We start from the raw sequence: 21,187 nt of genomic DNA on the forward strand, positions 1-21,187 counted from the left end.
GCCGCCGCTCCGGCCCCGGCGCCGCAGCCGGTGGTGACCGCCCGGCCGTCCGGCACCTCGCCGGTGATCGCCGAATCGAAGCCGGCGCCCCTGGTGGCGACGGCGGCGGCGGCCGAGGCGGTGGAGGGCTCCGACCTCGAACCCGGTCCGGCCGATGCCCCCGGCGCCGTGACGGCGGCGGTGGCCGCCGCGCCGGCTGTCGTTGCCGCCCCCGTTCCCGCACCGGAGCCGCTGGTGAGCGTGCAGCCGGCCCAGCCGCAGCTGCTGGTGGCCGACACCAGCCGCCTGGATGCGGCGGTGGCGCAGGCCTACGGCGGCCGCGCCGCGCCGCGCCCGGTGGAGGTCAACCCGGTGGCCATGACCGGCGCCGTCGGCGTTGCTGCCGGCGGTGGCTATGGCGCCGGCCCGGTGGTCATCGGCGGCGGCCGCGCCCAGCCGGCCATGCAGCCGGCGGTGATGAGCCAGGGCGGCACCGTGGTGGTCGGCGGCATCCAGCCGGCGGTGGTGATCGGCGGCCATGGCGGCGCCGCCGGCGGCACCGCCGTCGCCCTGCCGTCCGGCGACCCGGTGGCGGTGATCCACTTCGAGTTCGGCTCCCGCGCGCTGGATGCCCGCGACCGCCAGGTGATCCGCCAGGTGGCGGACCTGCAGGCGCGCCAGGGCGGCTTCATCAAGGTGGTCGGCCATTCGTCCCGCTTCACCGCCGACATGCCGCAGCAGCGCCACATGCTGGTGAACTTCGAAACCTCCGTCGCCCGCGCCGATGCCGTCGCCGCCGCCCTGGTGCGCGAAGGCGTGCCGTCCGAAGTGGTGGAGGTGGCGGCGCTCGGCGCCAGCGAGCCGCGCTATCAGGAGGTCATGCCCTCCGGCCAGGTGGGCAATCAGCGGGTGGAGATCTTCCTGATCCGCTGACCATCCGGTCAGCATCGGCGGGCGCAAGAATATGTCGCGCATCGCCGTCGCTTCCTTACAGAAACCAGTCGCGCCGATGCGGGCGAGGCTGTAGAAAGGCTCCGGGGGCAGGCGGCCGTTCCGGCCTCGGCGCGTCATCCCCCGCGCGCCCGCGTCCGCGGGCCGGTTCCCCATCTGCAAGGCCGTCGACGTCTTTTTGGACCAAGTGCCATGATCGACCAGGAGTTCCACCGGATTAAGCGGCTGCCGCCTTACGTCTTCGCTGAAGTGAACGCGATGAAGGCCCGAGCTCGCGCCGCCGGTGAGGACATCATCGATTTCGGCATGGGCAACCCTGACCAGCCCACCCCCGCCCACATCGTCGACAAGCTGTGCGAGGCCGCCCGCAACCCGCGCGCCCACCGCTATTCGACCTCCAAGGGCATTCCCGGCCTGCGCCGCGCCCAGGCGGCCTATTACGAGCGCCGCTTCGGCGTCCAGCTGGACCCGGAGACGGAGGTGATCGCCACCCTCGGCTCCAAGGAAGGGCTTGCCAACCTGGCGTCGGCGATCACCAGCCCGGGCGACGTCATCCTGTCGCCGAACCCGAGCTACCCGATCCACGCCTTCGGCTTCATCATCGTCGGCGGCTCCATCCGCTCGCTGCCGGCGGAGCCGGGGCCGGAGTTCCTGGCCGCGCTCGACCGCGCCGTGCGCCATTCGGTGCCGAAGCCGGTGGCGCTGGTCATCAACTACCCGTCGAACCCGACCGCCTACGTCGCCGACCTGGACTTCTACGGCCAGGTGGTGGACTTCTGCCGCCACCACGGCATCTGGATCCTGTCGGACATCGCCTATTCCGAGATCTACTTCGACGACAACCCGCCGCCGTCGATCCTGCAGATCCCCGGCGCGCGCGAGGTGGCGATCGAGTTCACCTCCATGTCCAAGACCTACAACATGCCCGGCTGGCGCATCGGCTTCGCCTGCGGTAACCGCAAGCTGGTGGCGGCCCTGGCGCGGGTGAAGAGCTACCTCGACTACGGCGCCTTCACGCCGGTGCAGGTGGCGGCCACGGCGGCGCTGAACGGCCCGCAGGACTGCGTGGAGGAAATCCGCCAGCTCTACAAGGAACGCCGCGACGTGCTGATCGAGGGCCTGCAGGGCGCCGGCTGGAACGTGCCGTCGCCGCCGGCCACCATGTTCTGCTGGGCGCCCATTCCGCCGGCCTTCGTGCACCTCGGCTCGGTCGAGTTCTCCAAGCTGCTGCTGACCGAGGCCAAGGTGGCGGTCGCCCCCGGCCTCGGCTTCGGCGAGCACGGCGACAGCCATGTGCGCATCGGCCTGGTGGAGAACAAGCACCGCGTCCGCCAGGCGGTACGCAACATCAAGATGTTCCTGTCCAACTACGACAAGGTCCTTGAGGACTCTGAGAAGAAACGGGCGAGCGCAACGTGAAAGAACCGCTGAAAGTCGCCATCGCCGGCCTTGGTACGGTCGGCGCCGGCACCGTCAAGCTCCTGCAGGAGCAGTCCGACCTCATCGCCCGCCGCTGCGGCCGGCCCGTCACCGTCACCGCCGTCTCGGCCCGCACCGCGGGCCGGGATCGCGGCTTCGACATGACCGGCATCACCTGGTTTGACGATGCGGTCGAAATGGCCGACACCGCCGATGCCGACGTGGTGGTGGAGCTGATCGGCGGCGCCGACGGCATCGCCAAGCGCACCGTGCAGACGGCCATCGCCCGCGGCCGCCATGTGGTGACCGCCAACAAGGCCATGCTCGCCCACCACGGCACCCAGCTGGCGCAGGAAGCCGAGGCGGCCGGCGTCGCCCTGGCCTACGAGGCGGCGGTGGCCGGTGGCATCCCGGTCATCAAGACCCTGCGCGAGGGCCTGGCGGGCAACCGCATCACCTCGCTCTACGGCATCCTCAACGGCACCTGCAACTACATCCTCACCACCATGCGCGAGACGGGGCGTGACTTCTCCGACGTGCTGGAGGAGGCGCAGGCGCTCGGTTACGCCGAGGCCGACCCGAGCTTCGACATCGACGGCGTCGATGCCGCCCACAAGCTGTCCATCCTCGCCAGCCTGGCGTTCGGCAGCCCGGTGGACTTCAGCGCCGTCACCGTGCAGGGCATCCGCAACGTCAGCGCCCTTGATATCGAGTATGCCGAGCTGCTCGGCTACCGCATCAAGCTGCTCGGCATCGCGCGGGAGACCGAATTCGGGCTGGAACAGCGCGTCCACCCGACCATGGTGCCCATCGCCAGCCCCATCGCCCATGTGGACGGCGTGTTCAACGCCGTGGTGACGGAAGGCGATTTCGTCGGCCGCACGGTGCTGGAAGGCCGTGGCGCCGGTGCCGGCCCGACCGCCTCGGCGGTGGTGGCCGACATCATCGACCTCGCCTGCGGCCGCCGCGGCTTCACCTTCGGGGTGCCGGCCGGCGATCTGAAGGCGCACCCCGTCGGGTCCATCGAGAAGTTGACCGGCGCCTATTACATTCGCCTCCAGGTGCTGGACGTGCCCGGCGTGTTCGCCGACATCGCCGCCGCCCTGCGCGACGCCCAGGTGTCCATGGAGCAGATCCTCCAGCGCGGCCGCGCCCCCGGCGAGATCGTGCCGGTGGTGATGACCGTCTACGAGACCGAAGCCGCGGCCCTGCGGCAGGCGCTGGAGCGGATCGAGGCCATGGAAGCCGTGGTCGAGCCGCCGCACGTCATCCGCATCGAGGAACTCTGAGGCTCGCCGCAGCTTTCCTTTACCGCATACCAAACCGCCATTGGTTCAAGCCATTAGAGGTCCCCATGTCGGAGCAGAACAGCAGCTTCAACAACGTTCTCGAGCGCAACCTGGCGCTTGAGGTGGTGCGCGTCACCGAGGCGGCGGCGCTGTCGGCCTCGCGCCTGATGGGCCGCGGCGACGAGAAGGCGGCCGACCAGGCCGCCGTCGACGCCATGCGCCGCGCCCTCAACAGCCTCAACATCGACGGCACCGTGGTCATCGGCGAGGGCGAGCGCGACGAGGCGCCGATGCTCTACATCGGTGAAAAGGTCGGCTCCGGCCAGGGCCAGAAGGTGGACATCGCCCTCGACCCGCTGGAAGGCACCACCATCACCGCCAAGGGCGGCCCCAATGCCCTGGCCGTCATCGCCATGGCGGAAGAAGGCGGCTTCCTCAACGCGCCCGACGTCTACATGGACAAGATCGCCGTCGGCCCCGGCCTGCCGGACGACGTGGTCGACCTGGACGCCACCCCGGAAGAGAACCTGCGCGAACTGGCCAAGGCCAAGAAGAGCGACATCGACGACCTGCTGGTCTGCATCCTCGACCGTCCGCGCCATGAAGACCTGATCGCCCGCGTGCGCGCCACCGGCGCCCGCATCATGCTGATCGGCGACGGCGACGTTTCCGGCGTCATCGCCACCACCCAGCCGGAATCGGGCGTCGACATCTACATGGGCTCGGGCGGGGCGCCGGAAGGCGTGCTGGCGGCGGCGGCGCTGCGCTGCATCGGCGGCCAGATGCAGGGCCGCCTGCTGTTCCGCAACGACGACGAGCGCGGCCGCGCCAAGCGCTGGGGCATCAGCGACCTCAACCGCAAGTACAAGCTGCTCGACCTCGCCTCGGGCAACGTCATGTTCGCCGCCACCGGCGTCACCACCGGCGCCATGCTGCGCGGCGTGCGCCGCTGGCACGGCGGCGCCGTGACCCACTCCATGGTCATGCGCTCCAAGTCGGGCACCGTGCGCTACATCGAGGCCCACCACAACTTCGACCGCAAGACCGGCTTCGACCCCGTCGACGGCTGAGACGCGGACCCTTGATCAGGGCAGCACCAGGGCCCGCCGGCAGCCGCCGGCGGGCCCTTTGCCTGTGCGGCGCCGGTGGACGGCGGCGGCCCGGCTGCCTATGATACGACCGGCCCGGCGCCGGCCTCCTCCCGTTCCCGCGTGCGTATCCAGAGAGTGTCCCGCATGACCGCCCTGCCTTTCCTCGGTATCGACCGCTCCGTCAACGGCCGGCGGTGGACCCTGCGGCAGGGGGACGAGCGCATGGCCCTGGCCATCAGCCAGCGGCTGGCCCTGCCGGAGGTGGTGGGGCGGGTGCTGGCGGCGCGCGGCGTCAGCCTGGATGCCGCCCAGAGCTTCCTCCATCCCACCTTGCGCGACCTCATCCCCAACCCCTCCGTCTTCGCCGGCATGGACGAGGCGGCGGAGCGGGTGGCGGTGGCGGTGGAAGGGGCGGAGAAGATCGCCGTGTTCGGCGACTACGACGTCGACGGCGCCACGTCGTCGGCGCTGCTGCTGCGCTTCCTGCGGGCGGTCGGGGCGGACGTGCGCGCCTACATCCCCGACCGCATGGCCGAAGGCTACGGTCCCAATGCGGCGGCGCTGCTGAAGCTGCGGGCCGGCGGCTGCTCGCTGGTGCTGACGGTGGACTGCGGCATCACCGCCTTCGAGCCGCTGCAGGCGGCCCAGGACGCCGGCCTGGACGTGGTGGTGGTGGACCATCACCAGGCCGAGCCGCGCCTGCCGGCGGCGGTGGCGGTGGTCAACCCGAAGCGGCTCGACTGCACCTCCGGCCAGGGGCATCTGGCGGCGGTGGGGGTGGCGTTCCTGCTGTGCGTCGCCGTCAACCGCGCCCTGCGCAACAGCGGCTGGTACGCCGGCGGCCGGCGGGAGCCGGACCTGCGCCAGTGGCTCGACATCGTGGCGCTGGGCACCGTCTGCGACGTGGTGCCGCTCACCGGCCTCAACCGGGCGCTGGTCACCCAGGGCCTGAAGGTGGCGGCCAAGCGCGGCAACGCCGGCATCGCCGCCCTGGCCGACGTGGCAGGGGTGAAGGACCGGCTGGACGCCTATCACCTCGGCTTCATCCTGGGGCCGCGGGTCAATGCCGGCGGCCGGGTCGGCGAGTCCGACCTCGGCACCCGCCTGCTGGCCACCGACGACCGCGACGAGGCGGTGGCGCTCGCCCTGCGCCTGCACGAATACAATGCCCAGCGCCAGGAGATCGAGGCCGCCTGCCTGCTGGAAGCCATCGAGATGGCCGAAGGCACCGCCGCCGCCAGCGACGATCCGCTGGTCTTCGTCCACGGGCAGGGCTGGCATCCCGGCGTCGTCGGCATCGTCGCCAGCCGGCTGAAGGAACGCTACGCCATGCCGGCCTGCGTGCTGGCGGTGGAGGGTGGTCTCTGCAAGGGCTCCGGCCGCTCGGTGCCGGGGCTGGACCTCGGCCGCGCCGTCATTGCGGCGCGCGAGGCGGGGCTGCTGATGGCCGGCGGCGGCCATGCCATGGCGGCCGGCTTCACCCTGGCGGAAGACAAGCTGCCCGCCTTCCGCGCCTTCCTGGCCGAGCGGCTGCGGGCCCAGCTGGACGCCGGCGGCATCGTGCCGACGCTGGAACTGGACGGCGCCATCGACGTCGGCGCCGCCTCGCCCGATCTGGTGGCGACGCTGGCCCAGTGCGGTCCCTACGGCGCCGGCAACGAGGAACCGCGCTTCGTGGTCGCCAACTGCCGGGTGGCGCGGGCCGATGTGGTCGGCTCCGGCCATGTCCGCATGTTCCTGTCCGGGGCCGGCGGCATGGGGCGGCTGAAGGCCATCGCCTTCCGCTGCGTCGACGGCGACCTGGGGCAGGCGCTGCTCAATTCCGCCGGGCGGGTGTTCCACATCGCCGGCACCCTGCGCGCCGACACCTGGCAGGGCCGCACCGAGGCGCAGCTGGTGGTGGACGACGCCGCACCGGCCACCTGAGCCGGCGCCAGACCGGCCCTTACTCCCTTCGGCCCGGTCGGATACTGTGGTGGCATCGTTCACGATCCGCGAGAGCCGATCCATGACCCTGCGCTTCTTCTACTCGCCTGCCGCCTGCTCGCTGGCGCCGCACATCGTGCTGGAGGAAACCGGCGCCGCCTACGAGCCGGTGCGTGTCGCCCTGGCCGAAGGGCAGCAGTATTCCGACGAGTACCGCCGCATCAACCCGCGCAGCAAGGTGCCGGCGCTGCAGCTTGATGACGGGCAGGTGCTGACGGAAACCCACGCCATCATGGCCTATCTGGCCGACACCCACCCGGACAAGGGGCTGATCCCGACCGATCCGCTCGGCCGGGCGCGGGCGCATGAGTGGATGAACCATCTGGCCGGCGGCGTGCATCCGCATTTCACCCGCTTCTTCCGGCCGGAGCGCTTCGTGACCGAGGGCTCCGACCCGGCGCCGGTGCGCGATGCCGGCCTCGCCGCCTTCCGCGCCGCCCTGGCGGAGGTGGAAAGCCGTCTGCCGGAGGAGGGGTTCGCCCTTGGCGCCTACAGCGTCGTCGACGCTCACCTGACGGTGTTCCTGCGCTGGGGCGGCCGCGCCGGCTTTGACCTGGCGGCGGAATTCCCGCGCTATCTGGCGCTGGTGCGGCGGGTGCAGCAGCGCCCGGCCACCCAGCGGGCGCTGGCCATGGAAGACCTGCCGCTGCTGTGACCGGCAGCCCTGGGGCGATGCGGCCGGGCGCCATGGCCCGGCCGCGCCGTCGTCAGGGCAGGATCTCGATGGGGGTGCCGAGGTCGACCAGCCGCCAGATCTCGTCCATGGCGTCGTTGGAAACGGCGACGCAGCCGGCGGTCCAGTCCTTCATGGTCTTGGCCCGCAGGGAGCTTTTGATGGTGGTCGGCTGGCCGTGGATGTAGATGTCGCCGCCCGGGCTCTTGCCGATGGCGGCGGCGGCGGCGCGGTCCTGCGGGTTGGGATAGCTGATGCGCAGCGAGCGGTAGTAGATGCTGTCCGGGTTGCGGAAGTCGATGACGTACCAGCCCTCCGGCGTGCGGCCGTCGCCTTCGTAGCGCTTGTGGCCTTCCGGTTCCCAGCCGAGGGCGATGGGCCAGGTGCGCACCGGCCGCCCCTCCGACAGCAGGGTCAGGCGGCGTTCCGTCTTCTCGACGATGATCTTGTCGATGATCATGGCTGTCGGATTGACCGCGGCCAGGGCCTCGCCGGCCATGGCAGGGCGGGGGGTGGAAACGGTCACGGCTGCGACCGCCGCGCAGGCGCAGACGGCTAGGGTCAGCGTCGCAAGAAAGCGCCGCATGGGCCCGGACTCCCTCGTTTTTTTGAACCTCTCTCTCAGCCGCCGACCATACCGGAAACCGAGTCGTCCGTCATCATCCACATGCGCAGCGGCTGCGACCTTTTCCCTGATTTCCCCGCTATCCACAGGCGGAAGACTGGCCCCGCCGCGGCCAAGGTCTGATAGAGTGGCGCCATGAGCACCAGCCCCCTTCATCTGACCGCCATTGCCGGCGGCGAGGATCTGCACGCCCCGGCCGCCACCCCGGCCCGCGTGCCGCCCCACAATTACGAGGCGGAGCAGGCGCTGCTCGGGGCCATTCTGGTCAACAACCGCGCCTTTGAAAAGGTGTCGGAATACCTGCGGGCGGAGCATTTCGCCCACCCCGCCCACGCCGCCATCTACCGCGCCTGCGGCAAGCTGATCGAGGCCGGCCACACGGTCACGCCGGTGACGCTGAAGACCTACCTGGAGCGCGACAGCGCGGTGCAGGAGGTGGGCGGCATGGACTATCTGGCGACGCTGGTGAACAGCGTCGTCACCATCGTCAACGCGGCGGAATACGGCCGCCAGATCTATGACCTGCACCTGCGGCGGGAACTGATCGACCTGGGCGAGCGGCTGGTCAACGACGCCTATACGGTCGACTTCGAAACCACCGCCCGCACCCATATCGAGACGGCGGAGCAGTCGCTCTACGACCTCGCCACCACCGGCGAGTCCGACAAGGGCTTCGTGGATTTCGCCTCCGCCCTGGCCGGCGCCATCGAAATGGCGCAGAACGCCCACCGCCGGGCGGGGTCGCTGGCCGGCTGCACCACCGGCCTCATCGACCTCGACCGCAAGCTGGGCGGCCTGCACAAGTCCGACCTGCTGATCCTGGCCGGCCGCCCGTCCATGGGCAAGACGTCGCTGGCGACCAACATCGCCTTCAACGCCGCCAAGGCCTTCCGCGAGGAGGTCGACGACAACGGCACCCGCAAGGTGGTGGAAGGCGCCCGCGTCGCCTTCTTCTCGCTGGAAATGTCGGCGGAGCAGCTGGCGACCCGTATCCTTGCCGAACAGGCGGAAATCTCCAGCCACAAGCTGCGCACCGGCGATCTGGACGACGCCGACTTCCAGCGCATGATCCAGGTCAGCCAGGAACTGCAGAGCCTGCCGCTCTTCATCGACGACACGCCGGCGCTGACCGTCTCCGCCCTGCGCACCCGCTGCCGGCGTCTGGCGCGGCAGAACGGCGGCCAGGGCCTCGGCCTCATCATCATCGACTACCTGCAGCTGCTGTCCGGCGGCGGCGGCAAGGGTGGCAGCGCCGAGAACCGCGTGCAGGAAGTGTCGGCCATCACCCGCGGCCTGAAGGCGCTGGCGAAGGAAATGAACGTGCCGGTCATGGCGCTGTCGCAGCTGTCGCGCGCCGTGGAACAGCGCGACGACAAGAAGCCGCAGCTGTCGGACCTGCGCGAATCCGGCTCCATCGAGCAGGACGCCGACGTCGTCATGTTCGTCTACCGCGAGGAATATTACCTCGCCCGCGCCGAGCCCGGCCGCAAGCCGGAGGAAGCGGAGGACAAGTTCCTGGAACGCTACACCGGCTGGCAGGAACGGCTCGCCAAGGCCGCCAACATCGGCGAGGTCATCATCGGCAAGCAGCGTCACGGCCCCATCGGCACCGTGCGCCTGTTCTTCGACGGCAACTACACCAAGTTCGGCAACCTGGTGACGCAGGAGCAGTACGACGACGACGAGTGATCGCCGTGTCGTTTCCGCGGTTCCGGGAAACCCCTGTTCGCGCAAGGACGTTGGTTGGGAAACGAACGCCTGACCCTGGTCGCCAGGGCAGCCCGGAGGTATTTCCCATGCTGCGTACCCTTCTGCTGGCCGGCGCCGTCGCCGTGCCTTTCGCCGCCGGCCCGGCGCTGGCCCAGGTCGGCACCCACGACGCCCCGGCGCCGTCCACCCGCAACCTGCCCGACGAGCGCATCGGCCCCGACGGCAAGAGCTACGGCCAGACGGCGGCCGAGAACCAGCCGCAATCGGTGGACGAGATCGCCAACACCAACCGGTCGGAGGAAGCCGTCACCCACATGGGCGGCGCCATCGGCGCCCGCGGCGACGCCACCTTCGCCCTGCCGGTCAGCGAACTGGTGGGCGATGAGCTGTGGTACGGCCGCGACCTGCCGGCCGGCACGGTGGCCGAGGTCTACTTCGGCGAGGACGGCGCGGTGCAGGTGGCCATCGACGTGCGCGGCGGCGATACCGTGCTGCTGCCGCTGACCGAACTGGAGGTGCAGACCGGCCGCGGTCCTTCCGACTGGCTGCTGGTGACGCCGCAGACACGCGAGGACATCGCCGCCCTGCCGGCCTTCGACCCCGATGACGAAGGCGCCCGCCGCGGCGCCGGCATCGCCCTCTCCGACGAACTGACCGGCGCCGACGTGCGGGTCGGTGACGACGATGAGCTGGGCGAGGTCAAGGACGTGGTGGTCCACAGCCAGCGCGGCCTGGACGGCGTGGTGGTCGATCACGACGGCCGCAGCGTCATGATCCCCGCCGACCAGCTGTCCATCGGCCGCGACGGCGACGACGTGGTGATCGTCAGCCGCCTGGGCAGCCAGGAGGTCGCCACCCTGCCGGAGTTCGCCTTCGGCGACGTGTCGGAAGAGATCACCGCCCCCGATTCCCCCGCCGCCGAAATGGCACGCGAACGTGAAGACGCCAAGTAACACCGCACGTTGAGGCTGTGGCAACGGTGGGGCAGGCTGAACCGGCAGCCTGCCCCTGCCGTTTCCACTGCAGCCGTAGTTTTTTTTCAGAGGAGCCTGCCGCCATGTTGAAGACCCTTCTTCTCGCCTCCGCCCTCGCCCTGCCGGCGGCGCCGGTGCTGGCGCAGCAGGCGGCCCCCGATGCCCCGCCCGAACAGGCCGCCGTGCCCTCGGTGCAGCAGGCGTCGCCCTCGGCCGACGACCTTTATGCCCGCGTCGGCGAACCCGTCTATTCCGCCGACGGGGAGAAGCTGGGCGACCTGGAAGACGTGCGCCGCGGCGCAAGCGGCGAGGTGGAGCACGTGGTGGTTTCCTACGGCGGCCTGCTCGGGATCGGCACGCGGCAGGTGTCGGTGCCGCCGGAGGCCTTCTCCATCCAGACCGGTGGCGACGGCGGCGAGCCGCGTCTGGTGGTGGCCATGGGGCGCGATCAGCTGGAGGCGCAGCCCGAGTTCGACCCCCGCGACGCCCAGAGCCGCGGCAGCCTGCCCGGTCCGACCGAGGGCACCGCCGGCCGCGTGGTGCAGCCGTCGGCGGGCGGCGCGTCCGGCGCCCTGACCCAGCGGGTGGAGCCCGAGCCCGGGCCCGAGGCCGGCACGGCGGCGACGGCGGAAACGGCGGCGACGGCGGAAACGGAGGGCCTCGACACCAACGGCGAGCGCGCCATGACCGACGCCATGGATCGGGTGCAGGATGCCTGGGCGCAGGTGGAAAGCGCCACCGCCGACGGCTGGCAGGCGGCCAAGGAGAATTTCCAGCAGGCGGTCGCCGACCTGGAGCGCACCTGGCAGGACGTGACCGCCGGCGAACAGCAGGCCCAGCAGCCGGAAGGCGATTAAAAAGAACCTCTGCCCCGTTTCAAGTGTTTGTAGAGTAGAGTCTGACAGACACAGGAGTAAGCCATGAACTGGGAACAGGTGCGCGGCAACTGGAACCAGATGAAGGGTAAGGCGAAGCAGCGGTGGGGCGATCTCACCGACGACGACCTGACCCGCATCGAGGGCAACCGCGATGTGCTGGTGGGCCGCCTGCAGGAACGCTATGGCTACGCCAAGGAGCGCGCCGAAGAGGAGGCGGATGCCTTCACCCGCGACCTCAACTGAGCGGACCTCCCCGCGTGACGGAGCATGACGAAGCCGCCGACGCCGACAGGCGCCGGCGGCTTCTGCGTCTGGCCCGCGTAGCCTGGTGGCTGGACGACCGCTTCCGGGTGCCCATCCTCGGCCGCGTCGGGCTGGATGGTCTGGTCGGGCTGGTGCCGGTGGTGGGGGATACGGCGACGGCGCTGACAGCGGCATGGATCGTGGTGGAGGCCCGCCGGCTCGGCATGCCCCGCCGCAAGGTGGCCCTGATGGCAATGACGGTGGGGTTCGACTGGCTGCTCGGCCTGACGCCGCTGGTCGGCGACCTGCTGGACATCCGCTACAAGGCGAACCGCCGCAACATCCGCCGCATCTTCCGCCACTTCAACGAGCCGCTGCCGTGATCTCCTGCCGCGCCGCCGCCACGTCGGCCTGCAGGTCGCGCAGGGCGGCGGTGGCCTCCGCCGGCAGGTCGGCCTGCAGCGCCACGGAGAGCGCCGCCGTCAGGTCGTCCTCGTCGGTCAGCGCCGCCTCCGCCAGGGTGCCGGCCTGATCGCCGCTCAGCAGCGCCTTGAGGCGCAGGGTGAGGTGGGAGAAGGTCTGGCGGTCGGGATCGGGGGCGGAGGGCAGGTCGCCGAGGCCGCGCAAGGCGTCCTCCAGGCGCTCCACCAGCCGGCCGCGACGGTCGGCGATGGCCTCCAGCGCCGCCGACAGGCGGTCGGGCGGGTCGGGGGTGGCGGCGGCGTCGCGCATGTCCTGCACGGATCGCTTCACCGCCACGATGACATCGTCGAGCAGCACCGCCCGGTCGTCGCGCAGCATCATCCTGGTCACTCCTTCCCCCTCGCCCTCGGCCGGCACCAGGACCGGCAGGGCGGCCGGCAGAACCTCGAACACCGCCGGGGTACATGTGGTGACTTCGCCGTCGGTGGCAACATCCATGGGCTCGGCGGTGGTGACGGTGAAGCGGCGGCCCTGGAGGGACAGCGAGCCCTCCAACTGCTCATGCCGCCCGGCCCGCAGCGACGGCAGCGCCAGCACCAGCCGCCACAGGCTCTGCGGCTCCAGGCTGTAGAGGTCGAGGCGGCCGTCGTCGATGGCGCTGTCCTCCGCCACCCGCATGCCGCCGCCGTAGCAGCGGCCGTTGCCGACGGCGATCTGGATGGAGCGCACGCGGGTGATGGCGCCGTCGTCGCCCCGGATCTCGGCGTCGAAGGCCTCGCTGTCGCCGATCAGCTCGCGCACCCGCAGCGGGTAGCTGAGCACCCCCCAGCGGGCCTTCAGGTCGCGGTCCAGCCGGTGCGACAGCCGCGCCGCCACGCCCACCGAGGCGGCGTTGAAGAACAGCTTGCCGTTGACGCGGCCGAGGTCGATGCGGTGCAGCCGCCCCTGCGCGATGGTGCGGCAGGCGGCTTCCGGGTCGGCCGGGATGCCGAGGGTGCGGGCGAGGTCGTTGGCGGTGCCGAGCGGCAGCACGCCGAGGGGCAGGCCGCGGGCGTGCAGGCAATCCACCGCCGCGTTCATGGTGCCGTCGCCGCCGCCCATGATCACCATGTCGACGTCGTGGCCGTACTCGGCCACGATCTCCGCCACATGGTCGCGGGACCGGCTGGTGTGGACGGCGGTGTCGATGTCGCCGCTGTCGCGCAGGATGTCGAGCAGCGGCTGCAGGTCGCCGCGCCCCCGGGAACTGTTCTCGTTGACGATGAGCAGGGCGCGGCGGGCCATGGGGTCACTCCACCGTCGGCGGCTTTCCCTTGGACTGGGCGCCGTCCTCATAGGCGGCGATCTCCCGCCGCAGCGACTCCATGCGCTGCCGCGCTTCCTCGTCGGGCTGGGCGATGTCTTCCAGGCGTTTCAGTTCGCCGCGGGCGGCGTGGTACTGGGTGCTGTCCATCGGGTTCCTCGTGAGCCTGTCACTGAGGAGAAACGGACCGCAGGGCAGCGCCGTTGCCGCCGGATGAGGATGATGAGGCCGGGCAAGAAAAATGCGGCGGTCCGCAGACCGCCGCCAAGGTCGAGGGAATTGGCCTGTCGGAGAGTGTGACGTGATGGGATGCCGTACACGTCGAAACAGAGCCAATGCCATTAGAACAGCGGGGAGGGGATGTTGTTCCGCAAAAAAATTCATCCCTTCTACAAAAATGCCATCCGGGGCGGCGGTCAGGCCGCCGGCACCTGCAGGCTGCGGCGCACCATGGTCTTCAGGGCGTGCGGGCTGAACGGCTTCTGCAGCACCCGGTCGGCCGGCACCGACGGATCGGCCAGGGCCATTTCGGGGAAGGCGGTGACGAACACCACCGGCGCCTTGGACCGGCCGCGCAGGTTGCGGGCCACCTCGATGCCGCAGGGGCCGTCGGACAGCACCACGTCGGCGATGATCAGGTCGGGCTCGCCGCCGCCGAAGGCTTCCATGGCCTCGCTGCCGCTGGTGGCGTAGACGCAGTCGTCATAGCCCATCTCATAGAGGCTCTCGGCGATGTCCATGCCGATGATCTGGTCGTCCTCGATGATCATGGCGCGCAGGCGGCGCTGCGGCTGGACCATGCGGCTGCGGGCGCCCATCAGGGCGCCGGCGGCACGGCCGCGCTGGATGCACAGGATGGCGGCGGCGTCGGCGATGGTGAACCCCTCCAGCGACACCAGCAGCAGCACGCGGCGTTCCAGCGGCGGCAGCGCGAACAGGCGGTCGCGCGTTTCCGCCAGGTCGGCGTCCGCCTCGCAGGCGGCATCGGGGCCGGCAATGGGCTCGGTGGGGGCCAGAACGGCGGAATGGAAGGTGCGGAACAGCGCCACCTCGTCGGCGGCAAAGGGCTTGCCGGCGGCATCGCGCGGCAGCGCCGCCAAGCATGCGGCCACCGCTTCGTCGGCGGCGTGCCGGTTGCCGGTCAAAAGGTAACCATGGCGACGCAGGCGTGGGAGCCTCTCTCGCAAATCAACCGTAGTGAGCATACTCTCAACTCCCCGAGTGACACGTCCCCCGACGTCAGCATCGCCACCGTGATTATGCCGTCCGTTATACGACCCCGCTAACCGGACGGATAGTACCTCCGCGTGGTGGCGTGCTCTACACCCCTTGCCCTGATAGTGTCACCTTCTAACGATCCCTGTCAACGCCGCAAAAATCCTTGGGTTACTGCGGTGCAACATTACACCTTTCGAGGCAGGACGGAGGCCGCTAGGCTACCTGGACGAAAGTCATAGGACTCCAAGGGGTTGGGCGCCTGTCTCACCAGATTGGCGAATTGGAACTGATATAAAGTGCGCATCTGGATAAATGTGATGACGGACATCCGTCGACAGGCGACACTGCATTGCACCATGATCCCGCCCGATGATCCGCAAACGAATCGCGCCCGCCTGCGGGGCAGACGGGCGCGGCACGGAGCGACTCGGGTAGGGCCGGAAGGAGGGCGGAGCAGACGGGTGGGCCGTGGGGCGGCCCGATCGGGTAAGGGCTGCTACTCGTCCAGGCCGAGGGCGGCGAGCAGACGGTCGGGCACCGGCTCGTCCAGGATGTCGGAGCCGAGGTGGCGCAGGGCCTCCTCCTGCGCTCGCAGCACATCCACCCGCTGGCGCACCGCCGGGTCCTGCTCGATCAGCCGTTCCAGCCGCGAGCGATCGGTATCCGACAGGCGTCCCGTCAGATAGTCGTCGATTGTGGCGTCAAGCGCCACGGTGCCCTGAATGATCTGCGAGGTCATCGGTATCCAGCCGTTGTTTATCCTCCCTCCTTGTTTTTCGCGGGGTTGAGGAAGTCCCTTATGTCCTGCCGTGCGCGCGACAGCCGCGACTTCACGGTGCCCACCGGCACGCCGAGCACGGCGGCGGCATCTTCATATTCCAGGCCTTCGACCGCCACCAGCAGGACCACCTCTTTCTGGATGTCCGGCAGGCTGTCGAAGGCACGCTGTACGTCCCGCATGGCCAGCGCTTCTTCCTGACCGCCGGAAATGGCCGAAACCGGCTCCTCGGTCTGCTCTACCATGCGGCGAGCGCGCTTGGTCTCGTTGTACAGCGTGTTTCGCAAAATCGTAAACAGCCACGCACGCATGTTTGTTCCCGGCTGGAAACTCGCCAATGCGCCAATGGCGCGAACGAGACATTCCTGCACCAGATCGTCGGCCCGTGCTTGGTCGCGCACAAGCATCCGGGCGTACCGTCGGAGCCTGGGCAGCTCCTCCAGCATCAGTCGTCTTCGCTCTTCCATCTGTGTGTCCTGATCGGGCCCCATACAGTCGACAGCCGCCGCCCGAACCGGCGGCCCCCGACCGCACCAGCCGGCGCTGCTCGGCCGCGCCGGTGCCAGTCATACTGCACCTTCAGTCTGACGTTCCCCTGACCGAAGGCCAAGCAAAACAGCCTGCCAGGCACCATAATTCAAGCGCTTTGGGAATCAGGGGCTTCATACGGGGTGCAGGAGCGCGTAAGACGTACAACGGACGGAGGGAGATCGACCATGACCGCATCCGCGACGCCAGACCTGCAGGCTGCTCTCGCGCTGGTTGACGATCACGATACCTGGCAGGCCCTGCGGGCGGCGCTGGAGGAACGCCAGCTGGCGGCGCGCATCGGGGCGGGCGGGCTGGAGCAGGTGCTGGCCGCCTGGCAGGCCCGCGCCGCCTGGCGGCTGACCGACGGCCAGCTGGCGCAGGAACTGGGCCATTGGGCGGGCGGCGGCTCCTACGCCGACCACCTGCACGGCTTCAACGCGGTGGCGCCGGCGGTGCTGGTGGCGGAGGCGGAGCGGCGCGGCTGGTTCGTCCGCCGCCTCGGCCCCAAGGCGCTGGTCAACCCGCCGGAGGGCAAGCCGCTGGCGGTGCCGCTCACCACCCTGTGACAGGCGTCACGCGGCTGTGACTCGCGGCGGCGGCGCGGCCGTATCTATATCGGCACAGAGACAGCAGGAGTCGCGCCATGCTCATCCGCCGCCGCCGCCCGTGGGATCTGCCCGCCGACAGCGTCACGCCGAAGGACGTCTACCTCAGCCGCCGCCGCTTCATGGCCGGCGCCGCCGCCGGAGCGGTCGCGGCCGGGGCGGCGCTGCCGGCCGGCCCTGCCGCCGCGGCGGTGGAGCGGCCGGGCCAGCGCCCGGCCCTGGCGCCGCTGCAGGACACCGCCTGGAGCACCCTCGACCGGGCCGACAAGCTCACCCCCTACGACGATGTCACCGGCTACAACAATTTCTATGAACTGGGCACCGACAAGGGCGATCCCAAGCGCCACGCCGGCCGGCTGGTGACGCAGCCGTGGACGGTGACGGTGGACGGCGCCTGCGCCAGGCCGGGGCAGATCGCCTACGACGACTTCATCCGCCCGCACCCGCTGGAGGAGCGCATCTATCGCCTGCGCTGCGTCGAGGCGTGGTCCATGGTCGTTCCCTGGGTCGGCTTCCCGCTCGGCGCCGCGCTGCAACGGTTCGAGCCGACCTCGGCGGCGAAGTACGTGCGCTTCGAGACCATCCACGACCCCGAGATGCTGCCGGCCCAGCGCAGCCGGTCGGTGCTGGACTGGCCCTATGTGGAGGGCCTGCGCCTGGACGAGGCCATGCACCCGCTGACCCTGCTGGCGGTCGGCCTCTACGGCGAGGAACTGCCGGCCCAGAACGGCGCGCCGCTGCGGCTGGTGGTGCCGTGGAAGTACGGCTTCAAGTCGATCAAGTCCATCGTCCGCATCTCCTTCGTCGAGGAGATGCCGCAGACCACCTGGGCGGCCTATGGCGGCGGCAGCGAGTACGGCTTCTACGCCAACGTCAACCCGACCGTCGATCATCCGCGCTGGAGCCAGGCGACCGAACGGCGGCTGGAGGGCGGATCGGTGTTCACCGCCTTCACCCGCCGCCGCGACACGCTGCTGTTCAACGGCTACGACGACGTGGCGCCGCTCTACGCCGGCATGGACCTCGCCAAGTGGTTCTGACCCCCGCCCGGCGCGATGCCCTCGGCCGCTCGCCGCTGCTGAAGCCGCTGGTGTTCGCCGCCGCCCTGCTGCCGCTGGCGGAACTGCTGCTGCGCCTGGGCGGGCTCGGCCTGTGGGGCAGCCTGGGCGCCAACCCGGTGGAGGCCATGGTGCGCTTCAGCGGCGACTGGGCGTTGCGGATGCTGCTGGTGGCCCTGGCGGTGACGCCCCTGCGGCTGCTCACCGGCCTCGGCTGGCTGGCGCGGCTGCGGCGGATGCTCGGGCTGTTCGCCTTCTTCTATGCCGCCCTGCACCTGCTGCTTTATGCCGGGCTCGACCAGGGCTTCGACCTCGGCCGCATCTGGGCCGATGTGGTCAAGCGCACCTACATCACCGTCGGCATGGCCGCCTTCGTGGTGCTGGCGGCCCTGGCGGCGACCTCGCCCAAGGCCATGGTGCGGCGGCTGGGCGGCGCCCGTTGGCAGGCCCTGCACCGGCTGGTCTACCCCGCCGCCGTGCTGGCGGTGGCCCATCATGCGCTGATGGTGAAGGCCGACTATGCGCAGCCGATTCTGCATGGCGTCGTGCTCGCCGCGCTGCTGGCGGCCCGGCCGCTGCTGAAGGGGTGGCGCCGCCGCAGGGTGGAAGGCTCGCCCCCAGGTCTGAACCCTAAGCGCCAGCGCCTATCGCATAGGTCATAACCCGTCCATTCGGCAGTTGTGCGGCGATGGCGGAAGCCTCATCATGCCAACCGGCCGGCCGCGCGTGCTGGGAGCGGCGGGCCGCCTGTTCGTCCGCGGCCTGGGGGTTTAAGAGCGCGGAATGGGATCGTCGTCGCTCATCGGGGAATGGAGCCGCCAGTTCGCTGAACTGGTGGACGACCTCGTCTGCGTCTGCCGCGAAGGCCGCATCGTGTGGATCAACACGGCGGGCCACCGGCTGATGGCCGGCACCACCCCGGATCGGTCGCTGCTGATCGGGCGGCCGTTCCGCGATCTGGTGCACGGCGATTACCGCGACATCGTCGACATGGGCCTCGGCGTGCTGGCCGACGACGGCGGCGCCATGCCGCTGCTGCTGTCGACCCTCGACGGCACGGTGGTCGAGGTGGAACTGAAGGCCAGCCGCGTCGCCCCCAGCCCGCCGTCGATCCTGTCCGGCGACGAGGACGGCGAGGCGGTGCTCATCCACGCCCGCGACGTCACCGAACGGGTGCGGTCCGTCGCCAACCTGCTGGAGAGCGAGCACCGCTACCGCAATCTGGTGGAGATGTCGCTCAACCTCATCGTGGTGGTGCAGGACGACCGGCTGGTGGTGGCCAATGCGGCCGCCCGCACCCTGCTGGGCGGCAGCTGCGCCGACGACCTGCTCAGCCACCGCTTCGCCGAGCTGGTACACGCCGACTATCGCGACATCATCGACCTCGGCCTCGATACCCTGGCCGGCGAGCCGGGCGTGCTGCCGCTGAAGATGGTCGGCCTGGACGGCGCCGTGCATGACGTGGAGGTGCGCGTCATCCCCTTCGGCGCCCGCGGCTACATGATCGAAGGCCGCGACATCTCCGACCGCATGCGCTCCGCCGAGGCCCTGCGCGAGCGCGAGGCAAGGCTGCAGGGCGTGCTGGACACGGTGGCGGAAGGCATCGTCACCGCCGACGAACGCGGCCTCATCCAGTCGGTCAACCCGGCCGCCGAGCGGCTGTTCGGCTGGAAGCGCAACGAACTGGTGGGCCGCAACCTGTCAGTGTTGATGCCGACCCGCTATGCCGCCTATCACGACGGCCATCTGGCGGCCTACCACGGCGGCGGCCAGTCCAAGGCCTTCGCCCGCTCGCGCGAGCTGGAGGGCATGCGCAAGGACGGCACGGTGTTCCCCATCGAGCTGTCGCTGGCGGAAATGCGCATCGGCCGCTCCCGCCTCTACACCGGCGTCATCCGCGACATCACCGAGCGCAAGCGTGCCGAAGCGGCGCTCAAGCGCTACAACGAACAGCTGGAAGCCCATGTCCGCGAGCGCACCGAGGAACTGCGGGCGCTGTCGCGGCAGAGCGAGTCCATCCTGGAAAGCGCCGGCGATGGCATCGTGGCGCTCGACAACACCGGCATGATCACCGTCGCCAACCCGGCGGCGGCGGAGATGCTGGGCTGGGGTCGGGCGGCCCTGGTCGGCAAGGATGCCGCCAACGTCTTCCGTTACGGCGACACCCGCCGCATCGGTCGGGCGGTGCCGGTGCGGGCGGCCCTGCGCCGCGGCATGTTCCACGACCGCACCGAACTGACCCTGCTGCGCCGCGACGGCTCCAGCTTCGAGGCCGAATACGCCTCCGCCCCCATCGAGGACAACGGCATCCGCTCCGGCGCCGTGGTGCTGTTCCGCGACATCAGCGAGCGCAAGAAGGCCGAGGACCGCCTGCGCGTCGCCGCCACGGTGTTCGAGACCACCGCCGAGGGCATCGCCGTCTGTTCCGCCGACGGCACCGTCACCACCGCCAACCCGGCCTTCGCCACCATCACCGGCCATCCGGTGCGGGAGGTGATCGGCTGTTCCGTCGGCGCGGTGTTCGGCTGCGGCGAGTTCGACATGGCGACCATGCTCGCCGGGCTGCACGCCACCGGCCACTGGGTCGGCGAGCAGTGGTCGTGCCGGCCGGGCGGCGACGAATACGCCTCCCGCATCGCCGCCTCGGCGGTGCCGGAGGAAGACGGCGCCGGCATGCATCAGTTCGTGGTGGTGGTCAACGACATCACCCAGCGCAAGCGCGACGAGGAACGCATCCGCTACCAGGCCAACTACGACGCCCTCACCGGCCTGCCCAACCGGGCGCTGTTCCTCGACCGGCTGGAGCACGGCGTGGCGGCGGCGCGGCGCAGCGGGGCGACCGTCGGCCTCATGTTCATCGACCTGGACGGCTTCAAGGCGGTCAACGACACCCTCGGCCACGAGGCGGGCGACGAGCTTCTGAAGGGCGCCGCCGACCGCCTGCGCAACTGCGTGCGCGAAAGCGACACGGTGGCCCGCCTGGGCGGCGACGAGTTCACGGTGATCATGGACAACGTGGAAGGCCGCGCCGGCGCCGCCATCGTCGCCCAGCGCATCATCCGCACCCTGGAAGTGCCCTTCGACCTCGGCGGCCGCGAGGGCCGGGTGTCGGCCTCCATCGGCATCGCCCTGTTCCCCGCCGACGCCGCCGACTGCGAGGAACTGCTGCGCAACGCCGACACCGCCATGTACGCCGCCAAGGCCCAGGGCAAGAAGAACCACCAGTTCTACGAACCCGGCACGGCGGTCGAGGCGGAAACGGTGCAGGCTCCGGCGCCGGCGTGACGGCGGCGGGTTTTCACCACCAAGACACCAAGACACCAAGACACCAAGACACCAAGGATGCGAGGGAGGCGGGGGCCTCCCTCGCGCACCCTCCATTAGTTTTTCGTCTTCAAGCCGGCGGCCACAGCGCACCGCACCGACGAGAAAAGCAATTGGAGGGAGCGAGGG

Annotated in this window: 21 protein-coding genes; 15 read left to right on the forward strand and 6 right to left on the reverse strand. The window is 70.3% G+C overall.

The genetic code is table 11. From position 1 onward, the window contains the following. From ABD056_RS07450 to ABD056_RS07475, 6 genes are all read left to right on the forward strand, one after another. Window positions 1–912 (forward strand): OmpA family protein (locus ABD056_RS07450; protein WP_343865899.1); only part of this gene is annotated, 912 nt, incomplete at its 5' end. 210 nt (window positions 913–1,122) lie between these two features. Then, window positions 1,123–2,349 carry an LL-diaminopimelate aminotransferase gene (locus ABD056_RS07455; protein ID WP_343865901.1) on the forward strand — a complete coding sequence of 409 codons (1,227 nt, stop codon included), beginning with the start codon at window positions 1,123–1,125 and terminating at the stop codon, window positions 2,347–2,349. Beyond that, window positions 2,346–3,638, forward strand: coding sequence for a homoserine dehydrogenase (locus ABD056_RS07460; protein ID WP_343865903.1), 1,293 nt, complete (start codon window positions 2,346–2,348; stop codon window positions 3,636–3,638). The genes ABD056_RS07455 and ABD056_RS07460 overlap by 4 nt, the downstream gene beginning before the upstream one ends. A gap of 65 nt (window positions 3,639–3,703) precedes the next feature. Then, on the forward strand, window positions 3,704–4,708 hold the full coding sequence (gene glpX, locus ABD056_RS07465; RefSeq protein WP_343865905.1) for a class II fructose-bisphosphatase: 1,005 nt from the start codon (window positions 3,704–3,706) through the stop codon (window positions 4,706–4,708). A 165-nt stretch (window positions 4,709–4,873) separates the two neighbouring features. Continuing rightward, window positions 4,874–6,655, forward strand: a complete 1,782-nt coding sequence (gene recJ / locus ABD056_RS07470; RefSeq protein ID WP_343865907.1) for a single-stranded-DNA-specific exonuclease RecJ — start codon at window positions 4,874–4,876, stop codon at window positions 6,653–6,655. An 82-nt stretch (window positions 6,656–6,737) separates the two neighbouring features. Next, complete coding sequence (locus ABD056_RS07475) at window positions 6,738–7,370, forward strand: glutathione S-transferase family protein (RefSeq protein ID WP_343865909.1); 633 nt, start codon at window positions 6,738–6,740, stop codon at window positions 7,368–7,370. A 52-nt stretch (window positions 7,371–7,422) separates the two neighbouring features. On the opposite strand, the gene ABD056_RS07480 is transcribed toward ABD056_RS07475, so the two are convergent. Continuing rightward, complete coding sequence (locus ABD056_RS07480; RefSeq protein WP_343865911.1) at window positions 7,423–7,914, reverse strand: L,D-transpeptidase family protein; 492 nt, start codon at window positions 7,912–7,914, stop codon at window positions 7,423–7,425. Window positions 7,915–8,148: 234 nt separating this feature from the next. Between ABD056_RS07480 and ABD056_RS07485 the strand changes: the two genes are divergently transcribed. The 5 genes from ABD056_RS07485 (at window position 8,149) to ABD056_RS07505 (ending at window position 12,201) form a co-directional block, all read left to right on the forward strand. Continuing rightward, window positions 8,149–9,702, forward strand: coding sequence for a replicative DNA helicase (locus ABD056_RS07485; RefSeq protein ID WP_343865913.1), 1,554 nt, complete (start codon window positions 8,149–8,151; stop codon window positions 9,700–9,702). 107 nt (window positions 9,703–9,809) lie between these two features. Continuing rightward, window positions 9,810–10,676 carry a PRC-barrel domain-containing protein gene (locus tag ABD056_RS07490; RefSeq protein ID WP_343865914.1) on the forward strand — a complete coding sequence of 289 codons (867 nt, stop codon included), beginning with the start codon at window positions 9,810–9,812 and terminating at the stop codon, window positions 10,674–10,676. A gap of 104 nt (window positions 10,677–10,780) precedes the next feature. Continuing rightward, window positions 10,781–11,554, forward strand: coding sequence for a PRC-barrel domain-containing protein (locus ABD056_RS07495; protein ID WP_343865915.1), 774 nt, complete (start codon window positions 10,781–10,783; stop codon window positions 11,552–11,554). A gap of 63 nt (window positions 11,555–11,617) precedes the next feature. Beyond that, complete coding sequence (locus ABD056_RS07500) at window positions 11,618–11,818, forward strand: CsbD family protein (RefSeq protein ID WP_343865917.1); 201 nt, start codon at window positions 11,618–11,620, stop codon at window positions 11,816–11,818. A gap of 14 nt (window positions 11,819–11,832) precedes the next feature. Next, on the forward strand, window positions 11,833–12,201 hold the full coding sequence (locus ABD056_RS07505) for a DUF4112 domain-containing protein (protein WP_343865919.1): 369 nt from the start codon (window positions 11,833–11,835) through the stop codon (window positions 12,199–12,201). On the opposite strand, the gene ABD056_RS07510 is transcribed toward ABD056_RS07505, so the two are convergent. The 5 genes from ABD056_RS07510 to ABD056_RS07530 form a co-directional block, all read right to left on the reverse strand. Further along, window positions 12,182–13,525 (reverse strand): lipid kinase, encoded by a 1,344-nt coding sequence (locus tag ABD056_RS07510; protein ID WP_343865921.1) that lies wholly within the window; start codon window positions 13,523–13,525, stop codon window positions 12,182–12,184. The two genes, ABD056_RS07505 and ABD056_RS07510, sit on opposite strands and share 20 nt — an antisense overlap. A 4-nt stretch (window positions 13,526–13,529) precedes the next feature. Then, window positions 13,530–13,694, reverse strand: a complete 165-nt coding sequence (locus ABD056_RS07515) for a hypothetical protein (RefSeq protein WP_343865923.1) — start codon at window positions 13,692–13,694, stop codon at window positions 13,530–13,532. Between the two features lie 266 nt (window positions 13,695–13,960). Then, entirely contained in the window at window positions 13,961–14,749 is a 789-nt protein-coding gene (locus tag ABD056_RS07520; RefSeq protein WP_425545019.1) for a response regulator, read from the reverse strand. Window positions 14,750–15,258: 509 nt separating this feature from the next. After that, the gene (locus tag ABD056_RS07525) at window positions 15,259–15,501 is read right to left on the reverse strand and encodes an anti-sigma factor family protein (protein ID WP_343865925.1); all 243 of its coding nucleotides are present in this window, start codon (window positions 15,499–15,501) and stop codon (window positions 15,259–15,261) included. A gap of 17 nt (window positions 15,502–15,518) precedes the next feature. Beyond that, complete coding sequence (locus ABD056_RS07530; protein WP_425545020.1) at window positions 15,519–15,986, reverse strand: sigma-70 family RNA polymerase sigma factor; 468 nt, start codon at window positions 15,984–15,986, stop codon at window positions 15,519–15,521. Window positions 15,987–16,256: 270 nt separating this feature from the next. On the opposite strand from ABD056_RS07530, the gene ABD056_RS07535 reads away from it, so the two are divergent. The 4 genes from ABD056_RS07535 to ABD056_RS07550 all read left to right on the forward strand — a co-directional run bounded on the left by ABD056_RS07535 (window position 16,257) and on the right by ABD056_RS07550 (window position 21,019). Beyond that, entirely contained in the window at window positions 16,257–16,637 is a 381-nt protein-coding gene (locus ABD056_RS07535) for a hypothetical protein (protein WP_343865929.1), read from the forward strand. Window positions 16,638–16,714: 77 nt separating this feature from the next. Continuing rightward, window positions 16,715–17,716 carry a protein-methionine-sulfoxide reductase catalytic subunit MsrP gene (msrP, locus tag ABD056_RS07540; RefSeq protein ID WP_343865931.1) on the forward strand — a complete coding sequence of 334 codons (1,002 nt, stop codon included), beginning with the start codon at window positions 16,715–16,717 and terminating at the stop codon, window positions 17,714–17,716. Continuing rightward, window positions 17,707–18,396: a protein-methionine-sulfoxide reductase heme-binding subunit MsrQ gene (locus tag ABD056_RS07545; protein WP_425545021.1), complete on the forward strand. Its 690-nt coding sequence runs from the start codon at window positions 17,707–17,709 to the stop codon at window positions 18,394–18,396. The genes msrP and ABD056_RS07545 overlap by 10 nt, the downstream gene beginning before the upstream one ends. A 121-nt stretch (window positions 18,397–18,517) precedes the next feature. Further along, window positions 18,518–21,019 carry a sensor domain-containing protein gene (locus tag ABD056_RS07550; RefSeq protein ID WP_343865933.1) on the forward strand — a complete coding sequence of 834 codons (2,502 nt, stop codon included), beginning with the start codon at window positions 18,518–18,520 and terminating at the stop codon, window positions 21,017–21,019. The last annotated feature ends 168 nt before the right edge of the window (window positions 21,020–21,187 follow it).

This window comes from Caenispirillum bisanense (assembly GCF_039523075.1).
In the GTDB taxonomy this organism is placed as follows: domain Bacteria; phylum Pseudomonadota; class Alphaproteobacteria; order Rhodospirillales; family Rhodospirillaceae; genus Caenispirillum; species Caenispirillum bisanense.